Annotated in this window: 15 protein-coding genes; 12 read left to right on the top strand and 3 right to left on the bottom strand. The window is 51.5% G+C overall.

Annotation, left to right across the window (positions count from 1 at the left end):
• Positions 1 to 194: 194 nt before the first annotated feature.
• Entirely contained in the window at positions 195 to 1,580 is a 1,386-nt protein-coding gene (locus CCY01nite_RS09985) for a RagB/SusD family nutrient uptake outer membrane protein (RefSeq protein ID WP_146860203.1), read from the top strand.
• A gap of 1,920 nt (positions 1,581 to 3,500) precedes the next feature.
• Here the strand turns inward: CCY01nite_RS09985 and CCY01nite_RS09980 are convergent.
• Both CCY01nite_RS09980 and CCY01nite_RS09975 read right to left on the bottom strand, forming a co-directional pair.
• Positions 3,501 to 4,511: a helix-turn-helix transcriptional regulator gene (locus CCY01nite_RS09980; RefSeq protein WP_146860201.1), complete on the bottom strand. Its 1,011-nt coding sequence runs from the start codon at positions 4,509 to 4,511 to the stop codon at positions 3,501 to 3,503.
• 42 nt (positions 4,512 to 4,553) lie between these two features.
• Positions 4,554 to 5,441 carry a T9SS type A sorting domain-containing protein gene (locus CCY01nite_RS09975; RefSeq protein ID WP_186830990.1) on the bottom strand — a complete coding sequence of 296 codons (888 nt, stop codon included), beginning with the start codon at positions 5,439 to 5,441 and terminating at the stop codon, positions 4,554 to 4,556.
• Positions 5,442 to 5,900: 459 nt separating this feature from the next.
• Between CCY01nite_RS09975 and CCY01nite_RS09970 the strand changes: the two genes are divergently transcribed.
• Positions 5,901 to 6,887: a helix-turn-helix transcriptional regulator gene (locus CCY01nite_RS09970; RefSeq protein ID WP_146860197.1), complete on the top strand. Its 987-nt coding sequence runs from the start codon at positions 5,901 to 5,903 to the stop codon at positions 6,885 to 6,887.
• A gap of 46 nt (positions 6,888 to 6,933) precedes the next feature.
• On the opposite strand, the gene CCY01nite_RS09965 is transcribed toward CCY01nite_RS09970, so the two are convergent.
• Complete coding sequence (locus tag CCY01nite_RS09965) at positions 6,934 to 7,509, bottom strand: Ig-like domain-containing protein (RefSeq protein ID WP_146860195.1); 576 nt, start codon at positions 7,507 to 7,509, stop codon at positions 6,934 to 6,936.
• Between the two features lie 185 nt (positions 7,510 to 7,694).
• On the opposite strand from CCY01nite_RS09965, the gene CCY01nite_RS09960 reads away from it, so the two are divergent.
• The 10 genes from CCY01nite_RS09960 (at position 7,695) to CCY01nite_RS09915 (ending at position 25,146) form a co-directional block, all read left to right on the top strand.
• The gene (locus CCY01nite_RS09960) at positions 7,695 to 8,465 is read left to right on the top strand and encodes a hypothetical protein (RefSeq protein ID WP_146860193.1); all 771 of its coding nucleotides are present in this window, start codon (positions 7,695 to 7,697) and stop codon (positions 8,463 to 8,465) included.
• Between the two features lie 340 nt (positions 8,466 to 8,805).
• Positions 8,806 to 11,769, top strand: coding sequence for a glycosyl hydrolase (locus CCY01nite_RS09955; RefSeq protein ID WP_146860191.1), 2,964 nt, complete (start codon positions 8,806 to 8,808; stop codon positions 11,767 to 11,769).
• A 63-nt stretch (positions 11,770 to 11,832) separates the two neighbouring features.
• The gene (locus CCY01nite_RS09950) at positions 11,833 to 12,387 is read left to right on the top strand and encodes an RNA polymerase sigma-70 factor (protein WP_186830989.1); all 555 of its coding nucleotides are present in this window, start codon (positions 11,833 to 11,835) and stop codon (positions 12,385 to 12,387) included.
• A gap of 64 nt (positions 12,388 to 12,451) precedes the next feature.
• The gene (locus CCY01nite_RS09945) at positions 12,452 to 13,609 is read left to right on the top strand and encodes a FecR family protein (protein ID WP_146860187.1); all 1,158 of its coding nucleotides are present in this window, start codon (positions 12,452 to 12,454) and stop codon (positions 13,607 to 13,609) included.
• A 205-nt stretch (positions 13,610 to 13,814) separates the two neighbouring features.
• Positions 13,815 to 17,141 carry a TonB-dependent receptor gene (locus CCY01nite_RS09940; protein WP_186830988.1) on the top strand — a complete coding sequence of 1,109 codons (3,327 nt, stop codon included), beginning with the start codon at positions 13,815 to 13,817 and terminating at the stop codon, positions 17,139 to 17,141.
• Positions 17,142 to 17,179: 38 nt separating this feature from the next.
• Complete coding sequence (locus CCY01nite_RS09935) at positions 17,180 to 18,763, top strand: RagB/SusD family nutrient uptake outer membrane protein (RefSeq protein ID WP_146860183.1); 1,584 nt, start codon at positions 17,180 to 17,182, stop codon at positions 18,761 to 18,763.
• Between the two features lie 13 nt (positions 18,764 to 18,776).
• Positions 18,777 to 19,598, top strand: coding sequence for an IolE/MocC family protein (locus CCY01nite_RS09930; protein ID WP_146860180.1), 822 nt, complete (start codon positions 18,777 to 18,779; stop codon positions 19,596 to 19,598).
• A 7-nt stretch (positions 19,599 to 19,605) separates the two neighbouring features.
• A complete protein-coding gene (locus CCY01nite_RS09925) occupies positions 19,606 to 22,482 on the top strand; it encodes a glycosyl hydrolase (protein ID WP_146860171.1) in 2,877 nt (958 codons plus the stop codon).
• An 11-nt stretch (positions 22,483 to 22,493) separates the two neighbouring features.
• Complete coding sequence (locus tag CCY01nite_RS09920) at positions 22,494 to 23,963, top strand: glycoside hydrolase family 28 protein (protein ID WP_146860169.1); 1,470 nt, start codon at positions 22,494 to 22,496, stop codon at positions 23,961 to 23,963.
• Positions 23,964 to 24,066: 103 nt separating this feature from the next.
• Positions 24,067 to 25,146, top strand: a complete 1,080-nt coding sequence (locus CCY01nite_RS09915; protein WP_146860167.1) for an alpha/beta hydrolase family protein — start codon at positions 24,067 to 24,069, stop codon at positions 25,144 to 25,146.
• Positions 25,147 to 25,234: the final 88 nt, after the last annotated feature.

Here is a 25,234-nt window from a genome sequence, read left to right as displayed (position 1 = left end):
AAGATTAGTCACACTCACTCATTACCTGTTAGTCTTCCTAGTCGTGTCTTCTGACCGACCAACATAAAACTGGCAATGAGGGGAAAGGAAAGAGTGGTCAGTTAGAAGACACGACCACGGCATTAAACGAAACACCTGCAAATGGTAAAACTTATCAATTTTGTATAACCTTTACCATCTCAAAATTTGAATTTATGACAAAGAATATAGTATTCATGTTAGCGTCTTTTGTAGTAGTACTATCTTCCTGCTCCAAAGATTGGCTAGATGAGAAACCAGACATCAGCACCGTAATACCTGAAACACTTCAAGACATTCAAGGCCTGCTTGACAATGCTTCAGGTATAATGAACACCAATAGTCCTGCACTAGCCGAAATTGCCTCAGACGATTTCTATGTACTGGAATCGTCTTACGCAGGGCTTGCGCAGAATGAGCGTAACGCTTATATAAGAGACAAAATAGATTCTTATACGCAAGTGTCTGACTGGTTCGGAGTTGGCAACAAGAATGGTTCTTATGCACGAGTTTTTTATTGTAACTTAGCGTTGGAAACCCTAGGAAAGATAAAGTTTGATACTCCATCAGATAAAGAAACATGGGACAATTTAAAGGGACAGGCATTGTTTCAGAGAAGTCGTACATTTTATGAATTGGCGCAGGTATTTGCAAATCCATATAACCCCAATACAGCGAAGAATGAATTAGGGATTCCGCTTAGGGTTGAGTCAGATATTAATATCAAATCAGTGCGGGCTTCTGTACAACAAACCTACGATCAGATTATAAATAATTTATTGGAAGCGAAGAGTTTGCTTCCTATCAATGCTCTATACAAAACTAGAGCATCTAAGGTGTCAGTTTATGCTCTGCTAGCTCGTATTTATTTAAATATGGAACAATATGAAAATGCTTTGAAAAATGCTGATTCATGTTTGGCTTTATACAATACGCTCTTGAACTATAACGATCTAAGTTCTTCAGCCAGTTTCCCAATTCAAATTATGAATAATGAGGTCATTTTTCACAGCACTATGATTAATTACGTAAGTTTGGCGCTTCGAGTACTTATCGATGACGAATTGTACTCGTTATACGATGAGCATGACAAGCGTAAGTCCGTCTTTTTTGGCAGCAATGCAAATGGAAGGACTTTCAAAGGGAACTATTCTGGTAGCAGGCTTCTCTTTAATGGCCTTTCCACCAATGAACAGTACCTTATTAGAGCAGAGTGCTATGCCCGGGCGGGAAAAGTACCGGAAGCGATGGCTGACTTAAACACACTTTATCGCAATCGGTGGGATAGCAATGAGGCTTATATTGATTTAACAGCTTTAGATGCTGATGATGCGCTACGACAGGTATTGCTGGAACGCAGGAAGGAACTGCTGCTCCGTGGACTTCGCTGGTCAGATCTTCGTCGCCTAAATCGCGATCCACGCTTTGCAATTACACTCACTCGCACCATTGCTGGAGAAACCTATACACTTGAACCGAATAGTTACAAGTACACATTTCCTATTCCCGATGACATTATTGAAATTACGGGAATGCCACAAAATCCAGGGTGGGAAAGGTAGCTTACGGACTTGCTGCTTCATACCGCCGGGGAGTACATTGCTTCGTCCCGTTGGAGTCTGCATAGCGCCCCCGGTGCTATGGAAAGCGAATTATCCTTGGCGGGTAACTAGAACGCCGAGATCTGCCAAGGTTGGAGGCATCATACTTACTCCTTTAATTGTCGGTCAGAACTTAGCAAAGCGATCCCACTGGCTATCGCCAATATCCACGAAGGCTAAAGAAAAACTAAATTTCGCTTCGCAGGGTTTGCATAGCAACACCGGTGCTACAGAGAAAGGTACGACAACGGCGGGCTAAGCTGATAAAGCATAAAGAAAAACTAAAATAGTTGATATGGGAGATATTATCTGCAATAATTGCAAGTCCGAGTACAGATTAACGGTAAAACCAATGATATATCGGGAAAGTGATAAAATCAAATGTCGAGTATGTGGCCATTTACTATACTCTTGGAATGAAGCCAAAACTTATAGTGTTAAACTAGTCGGAAGGCGTAGGCCGAAGGATAATCGACTTTCAATGCCTCAGGAGGTGCGTGGCGGCCCCTCCGACGCGAGCTGATGGGTTAATTGCCGTCCAACGCCTGTCGCGGTAGGTGGTCGGTCAGAAGACACGACCACGGCTGCCTGGAGGTTAAAAAAAGGGGCCATGAATTTTAGAAAACTAATATATATAATAAATATGACTGATCCAATATTAGAAAACTGGGACGACTACGATAATCGAATGATTCGTGACCGACGTGATGGTCGCTTCTTTTCCTGCGCCGAACAATGGGAAGTTGACTACCTGGTAAAGAAATTTCTCATGGCACACCGTAGGCTGTTAGATGCGCAGGTGCGAATGGCCATTGCTGGCTGCTGCAATACTGTTTCCGGACCTAGGCCACGAGCAGAGTTTGTCACCTGTGTAAAAAGGCGACTGGGGTTGTAGATCACTCCCTGTCCATGCAAGATGACAGATCATACCGTGAATACCTTAGCTGGTGTTGATGCCCTTGTTGGTCTTCTGACCAACAAGTAAAGATCGGAGATAAACGAACGAAGGTCTGGTGAGTTTCGTCCCACTGGAGTCTGCTAGCGCCCCCGGTGCTATGCAGAAAGGCAAAGATAATTTGCTTCCTTCGAGGTCCTAACAGAGCCCCCAGGGACAGATGCAACACATACATTTTATTTTGAAGATATGGGAAGCAGGATTGATCATAAATAATTGAAAATGTTATATAAAAGTTGTTTGCTGCTTTCCAGTAGAGCTGGCCCGTGCCCACTGGCCGGCCAGCAGATGCAATGGTTGGTTATATCTTGGAGCCATGGGTTTTTACCCGCGGCATTTATACTAAAAATCAAATTCCATGGCGTACAATCTCCTTTCTTTCAATGGTTCTTTTCACCAAATTTGCCAAACACTGGCTTTGATTTTTTATTGAAATGTAAAGGTAAGTTTGACTTGGTGCCGGCAGAGGGTGGAGAGCAGATAAAATTCAGTGATGGGTTGACTATTGGTCCGGAAGGATCTACCTGGACATGGGAGCAGTTTTTTCGCAAATTCTATATGAAATGTTCAGAAGATATCCGCCAGCTCTTGACGAGTCGAATAAGCGAACACCTGGAAAACCACAGCGCAGAATACGTCGGAGGGCCATATGTATGTTATAACAGGTGTCGCCCCGCCTGTGCCGATACTAAGTACCCACAGAAAAGGTGTTTAAGCGACGTGACCTCCAATGCGACCTGGAATATGAAATCAACAATTGTGTTATGAATTTACAATTATGTCCCCCATAATCTACCATCAAATATATCGAGAGATTAGCGAAGATGTGAACTTTCCAGTTCCGTATGTTTGCTATCGCCTGTATGAATTCTCATTACCCTTGGTCTTCCATGTCGTGTCTTCTGACCGACATGTACAGCTAGTACTCATGGATACTTTCCCAATGTGGATAGACCATTACCTCTTTCTTCCATGCCCAAAGGCATTTCCATTGGCAAATGACCAAAATACCTTTTGTATGCCTGAGAAAAGTTGCCGGCGTAGTCGTAGCCAAGCATAGTAGCCACCTTATGGATATTTTGCCCTCGCACTTTAAGTAGGTTTTGTGCTTTTTCCATTCTACGGGATAGTAAGTAACTGGAGAAAGATTTACCAAAGTTCTTTCTGAATCCTTTTTTCAGGTTGGAAACGCTTACATGGTAAGCATTCGATAGGGTTTCCAGAGTTATTTTGTTCCCAATATGTGCTTCAATATATCCTTTCATGGCCTCATACATGTTGTTACCCTCGGAGAGGAAAGTATAGTCCCGTTTCGCCTGGTCACGCAATACCAGGGTGAGCATGCTTTGTAACTGGAGGTATAGGAGCTCTTCATCCAGCACGGATTCCACTTTGTTGTACTTCATTTCCTCCGTCAGTTTGTACATGGACTCGGTAAAAATGCCAGGAAATGGCAGTACCGGGGCTGCGCTGTTGCTGTCCATCATAGAAAACCATTGTCCTATGATCGCTGAGGCCGGCGCCAGCCGCTCCATGGCTTCACGGGTATAGTCGCAGTGATTGGCTTCGTAATGCCCTTTTTTGAAGAAGGCCACATGTCGGCTTTCGTCCACCTGGTAAGCGTTGTATTGACCCTGAAACAGCTCCACTTGCAGTTCCTCACGCAATTGCACCACCACACTTCCTTTCAACATACAGTTGACCGCGCTAAATGGTCCTTCTACATAAGGTTGCAACCTGCAGTCCTTCTTAATGAAGAACTGAATATTACTTTGTGTACAGCCATGCACGGTTGTTTCCTGATAGAGGATATCGGCGACCGGCGACATGACTGCCAGCGTCTTTTTACTAGGTAACTTGTAGTTTTTATATATAGCTGGAATTTTTGTGTATTGTTTTATGTCCGATTCCTGAATACCGCATATTTTAAAACGCATAGCAAAAAGGGTTTACGGGGCCTGTAAGGTCCAAAATATCAGTTATCGTTTCGTGACAACAAAGGGTATCTGCTTTATGCCATTTGCCGTTTTTAAGGTGCATATATAGTACCCGCCCGGCAGTTCATCAACATTAAAGGAATAATACGTAGCTCCCCCGGCGTCCAATTTCTTTACGATCGCTCCTGATATATTGGTGATATCAATGTTTGTTATGGGGCTTTTGCTGGAAATGGTAAGGCGCGAACTCACCGGATTCGGGAAAAGCTGGATACTTGCCAGCTCTTCTATGGCTTTGAGCTTTTCATCCTTCGGCCCGGCGGGGCTGTCTTTATCATTAACGGTCGTGACCCTGCACATGCCGCAGCCAATATAGTTTACTTCTATGATATTTGACCAATAATTGCAACTATAGGGAGAGTAAAAACGGTAATAGTCCGTTGTATTACTGCTCCCACTAAAATTAACCGTATAAGTGTCATCACAACACCCCTGAACGAGTACCCCATTCTTATACCACCCACCATAGGGTGCATTGGATGTAAGAATGACATCATTTGTATCGCTATAATAATGCGTGATGGGGCCAGTTGGTGTGATAGTTGGCGTATTTGGCATGACCTCCACCCTATAGGTACCTCCTATAAACGTACCACAACCCGGTGCCGTTACAGTAAGGGTGTAGGTAATGGTAGCGGATGGATTAGCCATAGCATTTAAAGTGTTGGGATTGTCCAGACCAATTGCCGGCGACCAGGAGTAGGTCCAACCAGGCTCTTCAATGGCCCAGGGAGCAAGCATGGTGGCGTATGTTCCCCACGGCGTATAGCATATAGGTTGAAACTCGTCTTCTCCGATGTCTACAGTGCATTGTGAAATAGCTGGATGGAACCATCCCAGGCAGATAAATGTCAGGAATAGATATTTCATAATCTGCATTTTTAATGGTTTAAAAAAACTGACCATCTCGACAGTCCCTCCGGATGATCGCCCCAATTTGTGTCTTTATATGGCAAATCAGTTAAATGAATACAAAGGGTCATGGTTAACGATTTGGGTTTATAACATTCAATATGTGTTCTAATTTACGGTAGTCAACTGCAGTTGAATGGCAGTATATGCCATGTCTATACTGATCATCTTTTTTTTCAGAAAACGAAAAGTAATTCTTACACTTATCAACACCTGTAGTACAGAAAACTTTGTAATCTTCAGACATACGTACTTATACGCACCCCATACGTATAACTACGCGAATTCCCTCATTTTAACAATTTTACACTCAATTCATTTGGCCGCTATCCACTGTTAATATAAATTGAAAGCCATCACTCCAATACGGCACTCCTGTTTAGCTTTCACCAATCGTAACCAAAATCAAACCATTCCATGAAATATCTGATACCTGGTAAAAGCTTTACCGAAAGAACCCTGCTGCCACCTTATGATCATCCTTATTTTATCCAGTATGCCGACACTTCCTGCCTGGAGGGCACATTCGGAAGCGTCATGATACAGCGGGTTCCCGGTAAGAACTTCTCATTGACCCAGCACATTTTTGACATCCGGCAACCGGTAGAAATACAAATGCAGGCAACAACACCGATGATCACCCTGGCATACTTACTGAAAGGTAATATCCCCGGAACGCTGGGCGGACTTGGCAGAATTGATTTCCATGAAAGCCGTTGTCACCTGAACTATGCGCCTCCGGGTACGCACCTGGTGCACCTTGAGCCACAGGAATACGCAGGGCTGCAAATTCACCTGGAGCCTTCCGCCATCAAGGAACTGGCAGACAAATCCCACATTATAAGAGAGGTATGGAGCAGCGCGGTAAAATCCCTTCCGGAGGGGCTGCATCAAACGTTCTGCCATATAGGACCCCGTATGCGGGAAGTGTTACACCGGATATTTCACTGCACATTGGAAGAACCTCTAAGAGGATTCCAGTTGCATATTCATGTGCTGGAACTGGTGTTGCTATATGTACAGGAGATATATCCGGTCCAAAAAGACTTCCAATCTGCCTATCATTACACGCAGGATGATCATAAAGCGCTAGAATCCGCCTTCCGGCTGCAGCAATCACATCCCGCTGATATACGCCACCATAAAGACCTGGCAAAACTGGTGCATCTGCATCCACGCAAGCTGCTGGACGGGTTCAACCTGAAATACGGCATCAATATGAATAGTCTTAAAATACAGACACGCATTACCGAGGCTTGCATTCTGCTGCTGGAAACAGACATGCCGGTTAAAGATATTGCGCATGAAGTAGGTTACACGGATAGCTCAGCATTTATACGCGCTTTTAAGCAGAATGTCGGTCAAACACCATTGCAGTACCGGCATGAAAAACCGGGCAGATAGACATCCGCCCGGTATCAAACAACGCAAACCTTAAAACCTCGAAAAATTACAGGAGATGCTCCTCCGTTACCTGGTTACCCGGCAGGTCGCTCACCTTAATGGTAAGGAGACTACCTTCCAGGGTTGCCAGCATGGCGGTGGCGGTATACGTCCAGTCCAGCTCCATATCGTTCTGCACAGCAGCACCCTGCTCTACCACTGCCCCGTTGGGGTCCTGGACGGTCACATACACGGCCGCTACTTTCACATCGTCAATCGCGCGGATGACGATGGTACTCTGCGGCTGTCCGGTGTAACCTTCCGTATTAACCATTCTGACCTGGGGCACATTGCAATAGTCACCTATGGCAACGTTGAAAGCGGATTCCCTGCCGCCTTTTGCCTTGGCCTTGGCTTCATACACCGCCCTGATGTCAGGTACTTTCAGGGCTGCCTTTGCGTAGTGGGCAGCCTCTCCGAAACGGGTCCGTTGCTTTACCACATTTACATGAGGTTCCTTTTCCGTTTTCCTGGGCTTTTTTGCATAAACCAGGTCGCCATCCCGCTCACGACGGACAACCAGCTGATCTGCCAGTTTACCGGAGGTTCCGGCCATTACTACGTTTTCTGAATTTTTTGCCATTTGATAAAAGTTTTTGTGATGAAAAAAATGGACAAAAGCGCTTTTGATATCGGGAACAAAGCTCCGGCATCCGGAAAGGAAAGGATTTGTATTTGTGCAGAAAAAATATGCAGTTGTGCAGAAAGTGATATATGCTGTTTCCGGGAATAATTTCTTCCTGTAATTTCCCGGTCAAAATCTTTGTTATGGCAAAACAAACAGGACTATTCATCTTCACCGGCAAGCTCGATAACGTGATCGGCTACGAACGCAACGGTCAGCATTTTATCCGCAGCATGCCCGCGCGTGTACGACAAACCACCGCCACCCGGCAGGCGTCCATGCAATTTGGAGCCGCCAGCCGGAAAGGAAAGCTTATCCGAAAAGCATGTTGTGGTCTGCTGGATACACCATACGACGGCTCCCTGGTAAACCGCCTGAATAAAGCACTGATAAAAGCCAGGCGGCATCATCCAAATGCATTGATGCATTTCCAGTTCAACAGGTATGCCGGCACAGGCAAGTTCTTGCAGAAGGCGCCGGTACTCCGCGGCGATACGCTGCATATACCTCCACAGGAGTTCCCCGCATTGGGAGGAATATCTCATCTGCAGGTAAGCATTATCGCCGTACGGATCAATTTCGCGGAACGCAGGATAACAGGTTCCGGCAAGATCACAAAAATGATCAATCTGGATGGATCTTTTACTGGCGAGGAAATAATAATGCATGTACCCGGCAGAGGCACTTTGCTAATGATATTGCAGGTACAGGGCTACGCTGTAAAGCATCACCGGCTGACACCTTCCGGCGACAGGCGGTTGATCGCGGCGGACATAGTGGCGATAGTGCCGCCGGTCCGCAAAAAAGCGGTTGCCGAAAGGAAGACGTTCCGTAAAGATTACCAGCTTATCATCCCTTCAGTGATAAAATCGGTACCCATCGATATTGAAGTATTTGAAATACTACGGGAATAGGTTTTACCACTTGCCTGATATCCACCCCTACATACGTCTTAATTCATGCCAACCAGGGCTTCGCCCCGGCTCTCCCATGCCCTGTACTCCCCATCCCCGCACCCTCAGTCATTAAAGACGGGCAGCACATCATCTCCCAGCTTCTAATTACCCCCTTCCCCCATTCAAAAGCATCAAGTCTACAACCGCAATTGAACCCTGCATCAACTCCACCTCACCACCACGAAGCAAAGACGTTCCCCCCTCCGTTCCCCTTATATCGCAACTGCCAGACGGAGCAGGAAGCTACAGGATGCCCAACCCCGATTGAACGGTTATCTTAGTTAGAGAAAAACACGTTATGATCCAATTCCTTCTTTTATTGCTGGCGCTTGGCAGCGGGGAAAGGACGGACAGCTTGAAAGCCGGCTTCAGGAACCCGCCGCCATCCGCCAGACCAGGCGTCTACTGGTACTTCATGGACGGCAATCAATCCAAAGCATCCATGACGGCGGACCTGGAATCCATGCAGCGCGCGGGGATCGGTTACGTAGTATTCCTCGAAGTGAACGTAGGCGTGCCGCGTGGTACGGTTGATTTTCTGAGCGAACAATGGCAAGACCTGTTCACGCATGCCGTACGCGAATCGGAACGCCTGGGCATTGAGATCACACTGGGCGTAGGCCCCGGCTGGAGCGGCAGCGGCGGCCCCTGGGTATTGCCCCGTCAATCCATGCAGCACCTCGTATCCAGCGCACTCCATATATCCGATACGGCCAGCGGCGCCATTCAGCTGCCGCTCCCCCTGCCTAAAAAGCCGTTCTTCGGCGAAGGCGGTTTAACACCGGTGATGAAGGAACAATGGAAGGATTTTTATGAAGATGTGGCGGTACTGGCTTTTCCAACGCCCGCATCAGCCAAGAAGATCGCGGATATCGATGAAAAGGCGCTCTACTACCGCGCGCCCTACAGCTCCGCGAAAGGCGTTAAACAGTTTCTACCCGATCTGCCCGCCGGTGATGATACGTTGCAGCAGGCGGCCATTCATAAAAAACAGATCATCGATCTTACCAGCCGGTTGCAGGCGGACGGCACACTCCGCTGGAAAGTACCCAAAGGCACATGGACCATCATGCGCTTCGGCATACGCAACAACGGCGCGGTAACGCGGCCGGCGCCGTTTCCCGGTCTCGGTTTCGAAGCGGACAAGCTGGATACCGCAGCCATGAACGCTCACCTCGACGCCTATATGGGCGCACTGCTGCGCAAGACCGGCCAGCCCGATCCGCAGCGCGCAGGCGGGTTAAAAATGCTGCATATGGACAGCTGGGAAATGGGCGCACAGAACTGGACGCCGGGCTTTTGCAAAATATTCAAAAAACGCCGCGGCTATGATCCGCTGCCTTTTTACCCGGTATACGCCGGCAACGTGGTGGAAGACGCGGAAACCAGCGAACGCTTCCTCTGGGACCTCCGGCTAACATTACAGGAACTGGTGCTGGAAAACCACGCCGGCCATCTGAAAAGATACGCGCACCGCAACGGCATGAAGCTGTCCATCGAGCCATATGACATGAATCCCACGGCAGACCTGGAACTTGGCGCCGTAGCGGATGTGCCGATGTGCGAGTTCTGGAGCAAAGGTTTCGGTTTCAACACCACGTTCAGCTGCATGGAAGCCGTTTCCATCGCGCACGTGAATGGCATACCGCTGGTGCCGGCGGAAGCCTTTACCGCGCAGAAAAACGAATCGTGGAAACAATATCCCGGCTCCATGAAAAACCAGGGTGACTGGGCTTTTGCCACCGGCATCAACCGGCTGGTCTACCATACTTTCGTGAACCAGTCGCTCAACGATTCCCTGCGGCCGGGCATGACCATGGGGCCTTACGGCGTTCATTGGGACAGGGGGCAGACCTGGTGGCCGATGGCGTACGGCTATCACCGTTATATTGCCCGGTGCCAGTTCCTTTTGCAGCAGGGGCGCGCCGTGGCGGACATTTTGTATCTCACGCCGGAAGGCGCTCCGCATGTTTTTCGCCCGCCTGCTTCCGCGCTTACAAGTGATGAATTTCTGCCGGACAGGAAAGGGTATAATTTCGATGGATGCTCACCGGTGCAGTTATATGCGGCACAGGTAAAGGATAACAACATCGTATTCCCCGGCGGCGCCACTTACCGCATCCTGGTGCTGCCCGCCTTTAAAACAATGACGCCTGCCCTGCTGGAGAAGATCCGCTCGCTTGTACGCGACGGCGCTACCATTGTGGGCCCGCCACCGGTGACGGCGCCGGGCTTGTCGGGTTACCCGGCATCAGAAAAAAAGATAGCGGCCCTAGTGCGGGAGGTATGGGGCACGAAACAACAGACTGTACACGCTTACGGCAAAGGAAAAGTGATCCGGGAGTCACCAGACAGTTCGCTTTACCCGGAATATGAATCAACAGCTGCACTGTTGCAAAAAATGGGCATCAAAGAAGACTTCCGCTCCCCCGGTGCAATACGCTACACACACCGCATCACGGCGGACAAAGACATCTATTTTGTATCAAACCGTACGGAACAGCCCTTAAAAGCAGATGCTACCTTTCGTGCAACGAAAGGAACTCCAGTGCTGTGGGACCCGCTCACCGGCGATACCAGAACGCTGCCCGAGTTTCAAAAAAGCAACGAAACCACAACCATCCCGCTGGCATTCGAACCCAACCAAAGCTTCTTCATCGTATTTGAAAAAGATACCCCACCCGCCACCAGCCAAAAGAACTTCCCGCAAAAGCACTTCGCCGGCACACTCAACGGCGCATGGACCATATCATTCGATCCGAAATGGGGCGGCCCCGCGAAGATCATCTTTGATCAGTTGGAAGACTGGACGCAACGCCCGGAAGAAGGCATCAAATATTACTCCGGCATCGCCACTTACAAACAAACATTCAACATGCCGGCCACCAATACCACCGGCAAAATATATCTCGACCTCGGCGAAGTGAAACATATGGCCCGCGTTCGCCTGAACGGTCATGATCTGGGCGTGGTGTGGACGGCCCCCTGGCAAGTGGATATTACATCCTCCGTCAAACAAAAGCACAACAAGCTGGAAATAGAAATAGCCAACCTCTGGCCGAACCGGTTGATCGGCGATGATAAATTTCCGGATGACGGCGTTAAAGACGGACAATGGCCGGAATGGCTGAAGGAAGGAAAACCCCGCACCAGCGGGCGCTACGCTTTCGCCACGCACAACCCTTACAGGATAGATTCACCGCTGCTGCGGTCCGGCCTGATCGGTCCCGTTACCATCCGGTATGAAACCGGGAACAAATAAAAACAGGCATCGCCAGATGAAAAATGAATTAAATTTATTCTCGAAAACCTACCCGATAACAGATTGTCCATAAAAGCTGTACATAACGAGCCTGCATTGCTGAAACAGGTCGCGCTCGGAGCCCCCGGGGCCTTCGCCGAACTGTTCAGGGCATACCACCAGCCGTTGGCGGAGTATGTGCACCGGCTTACGGAATCGCTGGAGATGACGGAAGATATCGTGCAGGATGTTTTTATCAAGCTGTGGATGAAAAGGGAAATGCTGCCGGAGCTGGACAGCTTCGTGCATTATTTATTTATCCTCTGCCGGAACCATACCTTCAACTGCCTCCGTCAAACGGCCAACAGCCGCGTCCGCCAGCTGCAGTGGGCCAGCCAGTTCGGACAGGAAACCGCCGCGCCCGCGGATGACGACTACCGGGAACTGATAAACGTAGCTATCACCCAGCTGCCTCCGCAACAGCAAAAAGTCTACTTCCTCAGCCGGCACCAGCACCTGAAGCACAAGGAAATCGCCGACCGCATGGGCATCTCCATCGAAACAGCCAAAAAACATATGAAGCTCGCCCTCCGCTCCATCACCCAATACGTACGCGCGCACATCAACATATGGCTGTAAAAAATTCTATACCCCCCTTACCCCTTTTTTAACCCGGCGTGTCTTTAGTATATAACTTATCCGCATGCCAAATGAGAGGCTGACTTATTTATTCTTCCGGTATTTCCAGAAAACAGCCAGCAGGGAAGAGCTGGACGAACTGATGCAACTGCTTGACCAGCCGGAGAATGAGGAAGCTGTCAACCTCCTGATGGAAGAAGCCTGGCTACGGTTTGAGCCTTCGGCGAATGTATTCAGCCATGCGCAAAGCGAAAGATTGCTGATGAAGATTCAGGCTGCACAGCCCCCCGCAAAGCGCCGTTCCCTCTGGTGGCGCGCGGCCGCGGCGGCAGCGATAATTTTGTCGTTATGCGCAGGATGGTGGGCTATCAACAGGCAGCCTCCCGTGGTCACCGCTTCGCGGCTTTTCAAAAACGATGCGCCGCCCGGCGGCAATAAAGCCGTACTGACCCTTGCGGACGGCACCGTGGTAACGCTGGACAGCGCAGGGAACCAGGTAATACAACAGGGAAGCACCACCGTCAGCCAGCGCAACGGCCAGCTGCTGTATGCCGCGGCAAACAACGGCACGGCGACCATCAGCTATAACAGGCTCTCCACGCCGCGCGGCGGCCAGTTCCAGGTAACGCTCCCCGACGGCAGCAAGGTATGGCTCAATGCCGCTTCCTCCCTGCGTTTTCCCACCGCCTTCACCGGTAAGGAAAGAAATGTGGAGATGACCGGCGAAGCATATTTCGAAATTGCAAAAGACGCCCGCAAGCCCTTTAAAGTATCCGTCAATGATATGACCATAGAAGTGCTCGGCACGCATTTTAACGTGAACGCATATACGGATGAAAAGAAGATGGCGGCCACTCTGCTGGAAGGAGCCGTGCGGCTGACGAAAGGAACGGAAAAAGCAGCCCTGAAACCCGGCGAACAGGCCCAATGGGCGTCCGGCGGAAAAGCATTCACCATCGCCCATCCGGAGCTGGACCAGGTAGTAGCCTGGAAGAACGGCTACTTCCGGTTCAATGGCGATAACATCGTGGACATCATGAAGCAGCTCTCCCGCTGGTATGACATCGACGCCGTATATGCCGGCAATATGACGATGAAAGATTACTCGGGCTATATTTCCCGTAACTCGAATATATCCGAAGTATTGAAAATGCTCGAACTGACGGAGGACATCTCTTTTAAAATCGAAGGAAAGAAAGTGACGGTCACAGCGCGGAGATAACAGGATAGATCAGCAAACAAACAACCAAAATAAGCTGCAAAAAAGCAGGAGCGTTGCACCGCCCCTGCAACATTTGGGCAGCCTGTCAAAATTATCTGTCAACGATTTTTTTAACAAACCCAAACATCACAAAAGTATGGATTCCTGTACAAAATGTAAAGGAGGAATTACTGTTGCCGGAAGGTCATGCAAAATATTCCTTGTCATGAAATTGCTTGTTGTATTGCTCACTGCTGCCTGCCTGCAGGTGAGCGCACACGTCTCAGCACAGATCATCACGTTCTCGGGGAAAAACGTTTCCCTCACCAAAGTATTCGAGGAAATCAGGAAGCAGGGTAACTACCAGTTCCTCTACAATACACATCTGTTAAAGCAGGCCAAAAAGATCGACCTGGATGTGCGCAACATGCCCGTAAAGCAGGTGCTGGACATCTGCATGAAAGATCAGCTGCTCACCTACGTGATATCCGGGAACACGATCGTTATCAAACAGCTGCTGCCCCGGAGCGGATCCGACCCCGTCAGGCAGGACGTCCGGGTGCAGGGCCGCGTGGTCACCCAGGGCACCGGGGAAGCGCTGCCCGGCGTAACCGTGCAGGTAAAGGGCGTATCGGGCCGTGGCACCGCAACTGATGTCAATGGAAAATATTCCATTAATGTGCCGGACAACAATGCCGTGCTGGTATTCAGCTTCCTTGGATACGCCACCAAAGAAGAACCGGTGAATGGCCGCACAGACATCTCCGTGGAATTGCAGGCCGTTGGCAGCGACCTGGAAACAGTGGTGGTAGTGAGCTACGGCGCGCAAAGCCAGCGCAGCATCACCGGCTCCGTTACAAAAGTGAGCACCAAAGAAGTGCAGGACATCCCCGCCGCGGAATTCGGACAAAAGCTCCAGGGCCGCGTGGCCGGTCTGCAGGTCAGCCAGGTATCCGGCCGGCCGGGGCAGGGAATGACCTTCCGCATCAGGGGCGCTTCTTCGCTCCGCTCCGGCAACCAGCCATTGATCGTGATCGATGGTCAGCCCCTCACCGGCGACAACATCAACGTCATCAACCCGGATGAAATAGAAAGCTACAGCATACTGAAAGATGCCTCCGCCACTGCGTTATACGGCTCAAGGGCGGCCAACGGCGTGGTGATCATCACCACCAAACAGGCCAGGGCCGGGCGCACCAACATGTCTTTCAACACCTATTACGGTTGGCAGACGGTGCCGCAAAGAGGCCGGCCGGACATGATGAACGCCCGCGAATTTGCGGAGTTCATGAACGGTTTCTATGAGGACAAGATCCGGTACGAAAACTGGACAGACCCTTCCTCCGGCCTCGCGGAAATACCGGAAGATTACCGCAACCCTTCGCAATACGGAGAAGGCACCGACTGGTACGACGCCCTGCTGAGAACAGCGCCGATGTCCAACTACTCCCTCAACGTATCTACCGGAACGGAAAAAGTACTTTCCAGCACCACGCTCACCTATTTCAACCAGCAGGGCGTGATGTACAACACCGGCATGCAGCGCTTCTCCTTGCGCAGCAACAACGAATTCCGGCCGAACGACAGGCTGAAGATCGGCCTGAACCTCGCGCCTACTTACCAGAACGATCATAATACACGGAGTTCCACGCTTGATAACAACCGGCAGGCGGTTTCAGGGGCGCTGATCAGCTCGCCCCTGATCCCTGCCGTTAACCCGGACGGATCTTTGCCCACATCGGCCAGCTCCTACGGCATGTACAAGCTGCCCAACTTCTACCAGCAGCTGCTGATACTGAACCAGCAACAGAAAACGCTTCGCCTGCTGGCAAATCTCTACGGTGAGCTGGAACTCTTGCCCGGCCTTACGTTCAGAACTACCTTCAACACAGACCTGATCGACGCCGATCTCAATATCTTCTCTCCTTCCACCACCGGGCGCTTCGGCGCCCCGCCGCCTCAGCCGGCATCCGCATCCGCCGCTTCCAGCAACACGGTAGCATGGCTGAGCGAAAATATGCTGACGTATAAATTCAAGCTGGGCGGCCAGCACAACTTCGATGTGCTGGCTGGCTACAGCGCGCAGAAATGGGAACAGAACAACCGGTACATCACCGGCACCAACTTCGCGAACGACCGCATACCCTGGATATCCGGCGCCGCCACCACCACTGGCACCACCAACAACGCGCAATGGTCCATGTTATCCTGGTACGGCAGGGTAAACTACGCCTGGAAAGACAAATATTACGTGACCGCCAACATCCGCCAGGACGGCTCCTCCCGCTTCGGCGACAACAGGAAGTGGGGATACTTCCCCTCCGCTTCCGCCGCATGGATCGTGAGCGAGGAGCCCTTCTTCCCCAAATCATCCACGCTGTCGCATTTGAAAATCAGGGGCAGCTACGGTCTGACCGGGAACAATAACATCGGCGACTACACGCAAACGGCATTGTTGAGCGGCACCAACTACACCTTCAGCGGTTCCACCCTCGCACCCGGTCAGTCCATCACCCAAATGGCCAACGACGACCTCACCTGGGAAACCTCGAAGCAGCTGGACCTCGGCCTGGAAATGACCCTGCTGAACGACAGGATCACTTTCAGCTACGACTACTACCGCAAGACCACGGAAGACCTGCTCTACCAGTGGAACGTTCCATATGCCTCCGGTTATCCGAGCGTAGCCTTTAACGTGGGCAGCTTCCGCATGTGGGGCCACGAGTTCCAGGTGAACACGCGCAACCTCACCGGCGAACTGGAATGGAACACCACATTCAACATCGCCTTCAACGATAACAAGGTGGTAGACCTGCAGGCGCCCGGCTTCCTCGGCGGCACCGGCACCTATAACGATTACAACCGCACTGCTGTCGGCCGCCGGATAGGGGAATTCTGGGGATATGTATTCGACGGCATTTACATGACGGAAGATGAGTACAACCGCCAGCCCAAACATGTATCCTCCGCCGTTGGCTCCACCCGCATGAAAGATGTAAACGGCGACGGCGTGATCACGGCGGGCGACAAGGACTACATCGGCAATCCCAATCCCCGCATGATATTCGGCATGGCCAACGATCTCCGCTATAAGAACTTCGACTTCTCGGTAGTAGTGGCGGGGCAAACCGGCAACCAGATCATGAACACCAATCTGCAGAACCTGGTGAACATAGACGGTATCTTCAACGTAACGAAAGACATGGCCCACCGCTGGCGCTCCGAAGAAAATCCCGGCAACGGCAAAGTACCCAGAACGCTGGCCAACACCACCGAGCTGTACCGGCTCGCCAACAGCAACTGGGTCTTCGACGGGGATTATCTCACGGTCAAGAACATCACGCTGGGATACACCCTTGACCTGAAGCGCCTCAGGTACCTGCAATCCGCCCGCTTCTACGCAAGCGTGCAGCAGGCGTTCGTATTCACCCGCTATCCCGGCCAGAACCCGGAAGTGAACGATACGCGCGATCAACAAATATCAGCGGGACTTGACAACGGCTCCTTTCCCATTCCCAGGACCGTGATGATCGGCGCCAATATTAACTTTTGAAAATGATCCCATCTTACCATAAACATAAATTTCAGCAGATGAAACAGAATAGATGGATAAACATATTGCTGGCAGCCGTGTTGCTGCTATCTGCCTGTAAAGACAAATTCCTGGACGAATACCCGGAAGGGCAGCTGAGCGAAGGAAACTTCTTCCTCTCCACCGAAGATTTCATGCAGGCACTGACCGGCGCTTACGTACCGCTCAGAGGCGCGATCAACCCCACCCGCGGCACCTACGAAGCCGGTTCGGGCATCAACAACATCGCGTTCTTTATGGATGAAATGCGATCGGACAATACGCATTACGATTACAACGCGAAAGACCGCGGCGGCGCTGGATATGAGCAACTGGCGGATTTCATGGACGAAGCCACCAACGGCGTGGTGGAAAACCGTTACCGGTCCGCCTACGTAGGCGTGTCACGCGCCAATGTGATCCTGGACAGGATTGAAACCATCACTTTCGAGATGGATGAAGCAGACCGGAAAAAGATCGTGGGCGAAGCAAAAGCCTTGCGCGCGCATTATTATTTCGATCTCGTGCGGCACTACGGCGGCGTGCCCCTTCACCTCCATGAAGTGAAGGCCGTTTCCGAATCATTCCTGCCCCGCAGCGGCGTGGATACGGTGTATGCGCAGATCATCAGCGACTTCACCGATGCCCTGGCCCTCCTGGAACCGCCTTCCGTATTTCCGCAGTCCGGCCACATCACCAAAGGCATGGTAGCTACCGAACTGGCGCTGGTATACATGACGCGCAAGCGCTTTGCCGATGCCGTTCCCCTGCTGCAAAGCGTCACGCAAATGGGCTACGACCTCCTTCCGGAATACGCATCCGTTTTTACACCCGCCAATGAGAACAGCCGCGAATCCATTTTCGAGATACAATACAAGGAAGGCACGGAAGGACTGCAGGGCAATCTCATCTACCGCTTTATTCCCGTTACGCCGGACACCAAAAATATCCTCGGTATTTCCTACAACAACAGCGACGGCGGATGGAACGTGCCTTCCGACGATATCCTCGCCGCCTACGAGCCGAACGACAAACGCCTGGATGCCAGCATCGGCATCATAGAAGGGCACCTGGACGCCGACGCGGATTTTATTCCCGAAAAAATCGTCAGTGTCGTAAATTACCCCGGCCCGCCCGCGGGCAAAGTGGCCAAGCGCTTCATCAGAAAATACCTGCATCCGCCTTACACCACCGTGAACAATACGGGCGACAACTGGCCGGTATTCAGGTATGCGGATGTGCTGCTGATGCTGGCGGAATGCCTCAATGAAACCGGCAGCTCCGGGGAAGCGCTGCCGCACCTGAACCGCGTAAGGGACAGAGCCGATCTGGGCGACATCACCACTACAGACCAGGCACAGCTCCGGGAGATCATCGCGCATGAAAGAAGGATAGAACTGGCTTTCGAGAATCACCGCTGGCTGGATCTCGTACGCACCGAACGCGCCATTCCCGTGATGACGGCCTACGGGAATTATATGAAATTGCACTACGGCTATCTGCTGCCATCGTCTTATAAAGTAACTACCGAACGGCTGGTGTACGCCATCCCCTTCCGGGAAATGCAATACAACAAGCTGCTCGTACAGAATAAAGGTTATTGATCAAAATGAATACATGCAAGTAAAATTCTTTTGTCCACGTTGGGGCAGCGAGCAAATTCCCTGGGCCCGCTTCCTCGAAAATGTAAAAGCCGCCGGTTACGCCGGCGTAGAATGGTTCCCTAACGGCGAAAGCACCCCGCCCGCCACTGTGCCACCGCTCCTGCAGCAATATGGCCTGGAATTTTCCATCGTAATGGCCGTGGTGAATGCGCCCGGAAACTTTGAAGGATATATCAGCGCATTAAAAGAACAGCTCACGGACCTCTGCCGCTACCGGCCTTTGTTTGTAACGGCGCAGACCGGCAGGGAATACTATTCCACCGCGCAGATCACATCCTGCATTGAAACCTGCAAAGAAGTGAGCCAGCAGATGCAGGTACCTGTTTACCAGGAAACGCACCGCAACAAATGGTCGTATGCCGCGCATGCGGTAGCGCCCATCCTGCAGCAATTTCCCGACCTCCCGCTAACGCTGGATGTTTCACACTGGTTCTGCGTATCTGAAAGTTACCTGGAAGATCAGCAGGATACCGTGGAAAAAGCGATCCGGCAGGCCCGCCACGTACATGCAAGAGTAGGCCACACAGAAGGCCCGCAGGTATGGGACCCCGCAGCCCCGGAATACGCCGGAGCACTGCAGGCGCATCTTTCCATTTGGGATAAATGGGTGGCGCAACAACGGGCCAACGGAGCCAGTGAATGCACGATCACACCGGAGTTCGGGCCACCGCCTTACATGGTTTTCGGTAACCGCAGCGGCACGCCGCAGGAAGAGCAATGGCGCGTGAACCTTTGGATGAAAGACTTTCTTGATAAGAGATACAACCAAAAGTAATTGACAGATGAAAAGAAGAGATTTCCTGTTCAAGACATCATTCTTAACAGCCGGCTACGCATTTGTACAAACCCTGCCCCCCCTCGCCCGGGCCGCCTTTACCGAAAGCGCCGCCGCCGTGAAAGACCTGTACCGCCTGTTCAAAGACCCCCAGCCCGTTTACCGCCCTTTCGTACGCTGGTGGTGGAATGGCGACAAGATCGAAAAAGACGAGTTGATCCGCGAACTGCGCTTGTTAAAAGAAAACGGCATCGGCGGCGTGGAGATCAACCCCATCAAGTTCCCCGCCAGAACAGACGACATGGGCAAAAGGTCCGTCATCTGGCTCAGCGATGAATGGAACGATCTCCTGCTCGCTGCACTGAAAGAAGCGCAATCCCTCGGCATGACCTGCGACCTGATCGTAGGCTCCGGCTGGCCCTTCGGCGCGGAGTACCTCGAAGGCGAAGAACGCTCGCAGATCGTGGTGATAGCCGTCAAAAAGCTGGAAGGCCCGCTGGAATACGAATCATCCATGTTCGACCTGTTCAAAGAAGCAGATCCCGCCATCACCTCCCCCTTCCCCGGCAGAACAATGGAAATGATGAAAGTGATGCTGGTACCCGATCCGCTGAACAGTCTGGATGATGTAAAAGACCTCACGAACGAAGTAAAAGACGATGTGCTCAACATCCACATCCCCCAGGGAAAATACGCGCTGTACGGCCTCATCAAGGTAGACGGCTTTATGGAAGTGATCAACGGCGCGCCCGGCGCCAACGGCCCCGTGCTCAACCACTACAACAAACAGGCTGTGGAAAAGTACCTCAACCACATGACCGACACCATCCAGCAACGCATCGGCCCGCTCTCCAACTACGTACGCGCGCTGTTCACCGACAGCATGGAGCTGGAAGGCGCCAACTGGAGCAGCGACATGATGGAGGAATTTAAAAAGAGAAGGGGATACGACCTCTTCCCCTACCTCCCTTTCGTACTGCTGAAGATCGCGGGCATGGGCAATACGTACGACTACAACTACGGCGTAGCGCTCGGACCCGCGCTGAAAGACAGGATACAGCGCATGCGCTATGATTTCGAGATAACGAAAATGGAGCTGCTCGAAGAAAGATTCATCCGTCCATTTGCCGAGTGGTGCCGGAAGAATAACGTCAAATCCCGTGTACAGGCATATGGCAGAGGATATTCGCTGCTGGAAGGCAGCTTTGCATTTGACCTGCCGGAATGCGAAACCTGGCTGAAGTACGGCATCGGGGAAAAAATGCCGGAAGACGATCCCCGCATTGGCAGGGCTTATACCATGATCAACAAATACGTTTCTTCCGCCGCGCACCTGAAAGGAAAAAAATACATCAGCGCCGAAGAACTGACGAACACGGACATGGTGTTCAACGACTCGCTCGAGATACTGAAGATCGCCGGCGACCAGAGCACCATCTCCGGCGTTACCCATCCCATCTTTCACGGCTTCAACTACTCCCCGCCCGATGCGCCTTACCCCGGCTGGATCAGGTATGGCGGATTTTATAACGAAAGAAATACCTGGTGGCCGTATTTCCGCCGTTTTACGGACTACAAAGCCCGTCTCTCCGCCCTGCTGCAACAGGGAGAGATGTTTGCGGACATCGCCATACTGCCGGCGATCGCGGACATGTGGGGCATCTACAGCGCGCAGAACGAGCCCTTCCCCAACATCATCCACCCGATATACCAGACGCTGATATGGGAAGCCATCCACAAGAACGGCAGCGGCTGCGACTATATATCCGAAAACGTGATACGCGACGCCACCATGAAGAACGGCTTCATGCACTACGGTCCCCGTAAATACCACACGATATTCCTCATCGAAGTGCGGAGCCTCGAACCATCCACCTTACAAAAACTATATGATTTCATCCTCGCGGGCGGCCGCGTGTTCTGCATCGAAGCATGGCCGGAAAAATCCGCCGGATGGAAAGATCACGAACAGCGCGATCAGCAGGTGAAAGCGCTGGTTGATAAAATGAAAACGCATGCGGACAACTTCATCCTGCTGAAAAAACCGGAAAAGGATTTTATCAGCTGGTATAAAAATATCCAGGAACAATACCTCATTCGTCCATATGCAGACATCCACAAACCGCAAAATTTCGTTACGCAGGTACGCTACCAGGTGGAAGATGCCGAAGTGCTGTTCTTCACCAACTCGCATATGAACGAAGCATACACGATGGACATCACCATTTCCAAAGAGATCAGCCGCAACAGGCAAGCCTGGCTTTGGAACCCGGACAACGGGGAAAGACATCACATCGCCGACTTTGAAGGACTGGTGCGCATGGACCTTGGTCCCGCTGATTCCCGCGTGCTGGTATTCGACAAAACCCGCAAAGGGCCCACGCTGAAAACATTGCAGTTCAACGGCGGCGACCCGCTGACCGGTCCATGGAAAGTTGAGTTCCGACACCAGAACGGATCGGTGAACGAGATATCGATGGACGACCTGAAAGATCTGGCAGAGCTGGAACCGTTCCGGCACTTCACCGGCACGGTCATCTACCGTCATACCATGCAGGTGGCGGAACAGAACGACGCCGCATGGCTGAACCTCGGCAAAGCTCACGGCATTTCCGAAGTAACGGTGAATGGGCAGTCCTGCGGGATTCAATGGTACGGCCGGCGCCTTTGCCATATCGGCAACCTGTTGAAAACAGGCGATAACGCCATCGAGATAAAGATCATCACCAATATGGGCAACTACATGAAAACATTAAAAGATAACCGTGTAGCGCAATACTGGACCAACGAAGCCAGGAAGAACCAGCCCATACAACCCATGGGGCTCATTGGCCCGGTAACCGTAACTTCGGAAGAGGGGAACACGCCTTATGTAAGAATCTAAAAAACAGACTTATGCATCTCAAAAGACTATTGATCGTTCTTGCTTTTAGTATACCGTTCACAACACAGGCGAAAGATTACCCGGCTTCTCTTTTCGGCATTCATTCAGACGGGGTAACGCTCAACACCCGGTCCATCCAGTACGCGATCGATTTCATACACAAGAACGGCGGCGGCAGGCTAGTGTTCCATGTAGGCCGGTACCTTACCGGCTCCATTCATCTGAAATCCAATGTCACCCTGCAACTGCAGGAAGGCGCCGCGCTGATCGGCTCGCTCAATCCCTGGGATTACGACCGCAAAATTTTCACCGCGCTCATCTTTGCATACGACCAGGAAAACATCGGCATCACCGGCAAAGGGTATATCGACGGGCAGGGCCGCTACATCGCGCGGAACATCGTAGACATGATACATAAAGGACTGATAAAGGACGGCTTCCGGTACGACCGGCCGGAAGCTGAAAGCAGGCCCATGCTGATCAATTTCCGCGGCTGCAGCAACGTGCTCGTAAAAGGTATCATCCTGAAAAATTCATCCAGCTGGGTGCAAACCTACGACCAGTGTAAAAACCTGCATCTGGACAGCATCACTGTGGACAGCAAAGCCTACTGGAATAACGACGGCATCGACATCGTAGATTGCGAGAACGTAAAGATCACCAATTCTTATATCGATTCAGATGACGACGGCATCTGCCTGAAATCCCACGACGCTGCCAAAGCCTGCAAAAACGTGCTGATAGAGAACTGTACCGTGCGTTCCAGCGCAAACGGCATCAAGTTCGGCACCGCTTCTTACGGCGGTTTCAGCCAGATAAGGATCAATCACGTAAAAGTATTCGACACGTACCGCTCCGCTATCGCGTTACAGGCGGTAGACGGCGGATACCTGGAAGACGTGGAGGTGAACGGGCTGGAAGCCTACAACACCGGCAACGCCATCTTTCTTCGTATAGGCGAGCGGGTTGCAGGGAAAAAAGGCCGGCTGGAAAATATCCGGATAACGGACGTATACGCGGAAATACCGGCTACCAAACCGGATGCCGGCTATGAATACGAAGGCCCGGTGGAAGACATGCCGCGGAACATCTCGCCTTCATCGATCGTGGGAATGCCGGATGCGTTGATCTCCAACGTTACAATGAAGAACATCACCATCCGCTACCCCGGCGGCGGCAACCCGCTGTTTGCAAAGGTGGCGCTGGACAGCATCCCGGAAAGGGCCAATGCTTACCCGGAATTTTCCATGTTCAGGGAACTGCCGGCCTGGGGGCTCTTCATCCGCCACGCCAAAAACATCCAGATCGACGGGCTGACGCTCACCTGCGAAAAGAAAGATTACCGGCATGCGCTGGTGATGGATGATGTGCACGACACGAAACTAACGAAGGTTACGGTAAAAGAGCCGGGTAAAAAAGAGATGTACAAGGCTGCCAGGTCTACCGGCGTGACCATCAACGGCCAGCAGCTAAAAAAATAGTCATCCGTTCTTTGATAAGAAAATAAACGGCTGCCCTTTGGTGGTCGTTCTTTTATTTGAATCTTTTTACGCGTATTTTAGAAGACATCTTAATCGTATATCGATGAAAAAGCTACTTCCTTTATTGTTGGCCATCGTATGCCTTGTTTCATTAATCGGCCTCGGCTTCCGGCTTCCCGGCGGGTTATTGACCTATATCGATAAAAAAGGCGATCATCAACCCGTAAAAACAAAATCGGACTGGACCATAAAACGCGCGCAGATCCTCGACAGCATGCAGCAGGTGATGGGCCCGCTGCCGGCAATAGACCATCGCAAAGCCCCTCAAATGGAAATAAAGAGCAGTGAAAAACGGAATGGCTACACCCGCCTCGAGATCCGCTTCCTCGCCGCCCCCGGCGAATGGGTGCCGGCGTACCTGTACATACCGGAACAGCAAGGCGCTATACGGAAACTGCCCGCCATGCTCGTGCTGCACGGCACCGGGGCGCCGGGAAAAAAGATCGTGGACGGCGCAAGCCCCAAACCTAACCGCGCGCATGCCAGAGAGCTGGCGGAACGGGGCTATGTGGTCATTGCGCCGGATTACCCGGGCATGGGCGACCTGGCTGATCATGATTTTCATAGCGACCGCTACCAGTCCGGCACCATGAAAGCCCTGTTTTCCCACATCCGCTGCATTGACCTGCTTGCTTCTCGGAATGATGTGGACCCGGAACGCATCGGCGTGCTCGGGCACTCCCTCGGCGGCCATAATGCCATGTTCGCCGCGGCGTTCGACAAACGCCTTAAAGTAGTGGTAGCCAGTTGCGGATGGACGAAGTTCGATCATTACAACATCGGTGAAGAAGCGTCGAAACGGTACGGCGGAAGGCTCGGCCCCTGGGCGCAGGACCGTTATATGCCGTTGATCCGTGACCGTTACAAGCTGGAAAATATTCCTTTTGATTTTCCGGAAGTGATCGCCGCTATCGCGCCGCGGGCGTTCTTCTCCAACTCGCCGGTGAAAGACGGTAACTTTGATGTGGAGGGCGTAAAAAAAGGCATCCGCGAAGCAGCAGAAGTCTATCAATTCCTTGGCGCTGCCGGCCATTTGCAGGTGCGGTATCCCGATGCGGGGCACGACTTTCCGGAAGATGTACGCATGGAGGCCTATCGTTACATCGACGAAATATTGCGGTGACCGTTATCCAAATTGCCCCCGATAGGGTACATGCTCCCGCACAATTTCCCACGCTGCCCGGCCTCCCCGCAAAAATTTGCCGCCTTGT

Source organism: Chitinophaga cymbidii (assembly GCF_007992715.1).
GTDB classification, from domain to species: domain Bacteria; phylum Bacteroidota; class Bacteroidia; order Chitinophagales; family Chitinophagaceae; genus Chitinophaga; species Chitinophaga cymbidii.
This window is presented reverse-complemented; position numbering and strand designations above follow the sequence as displayed.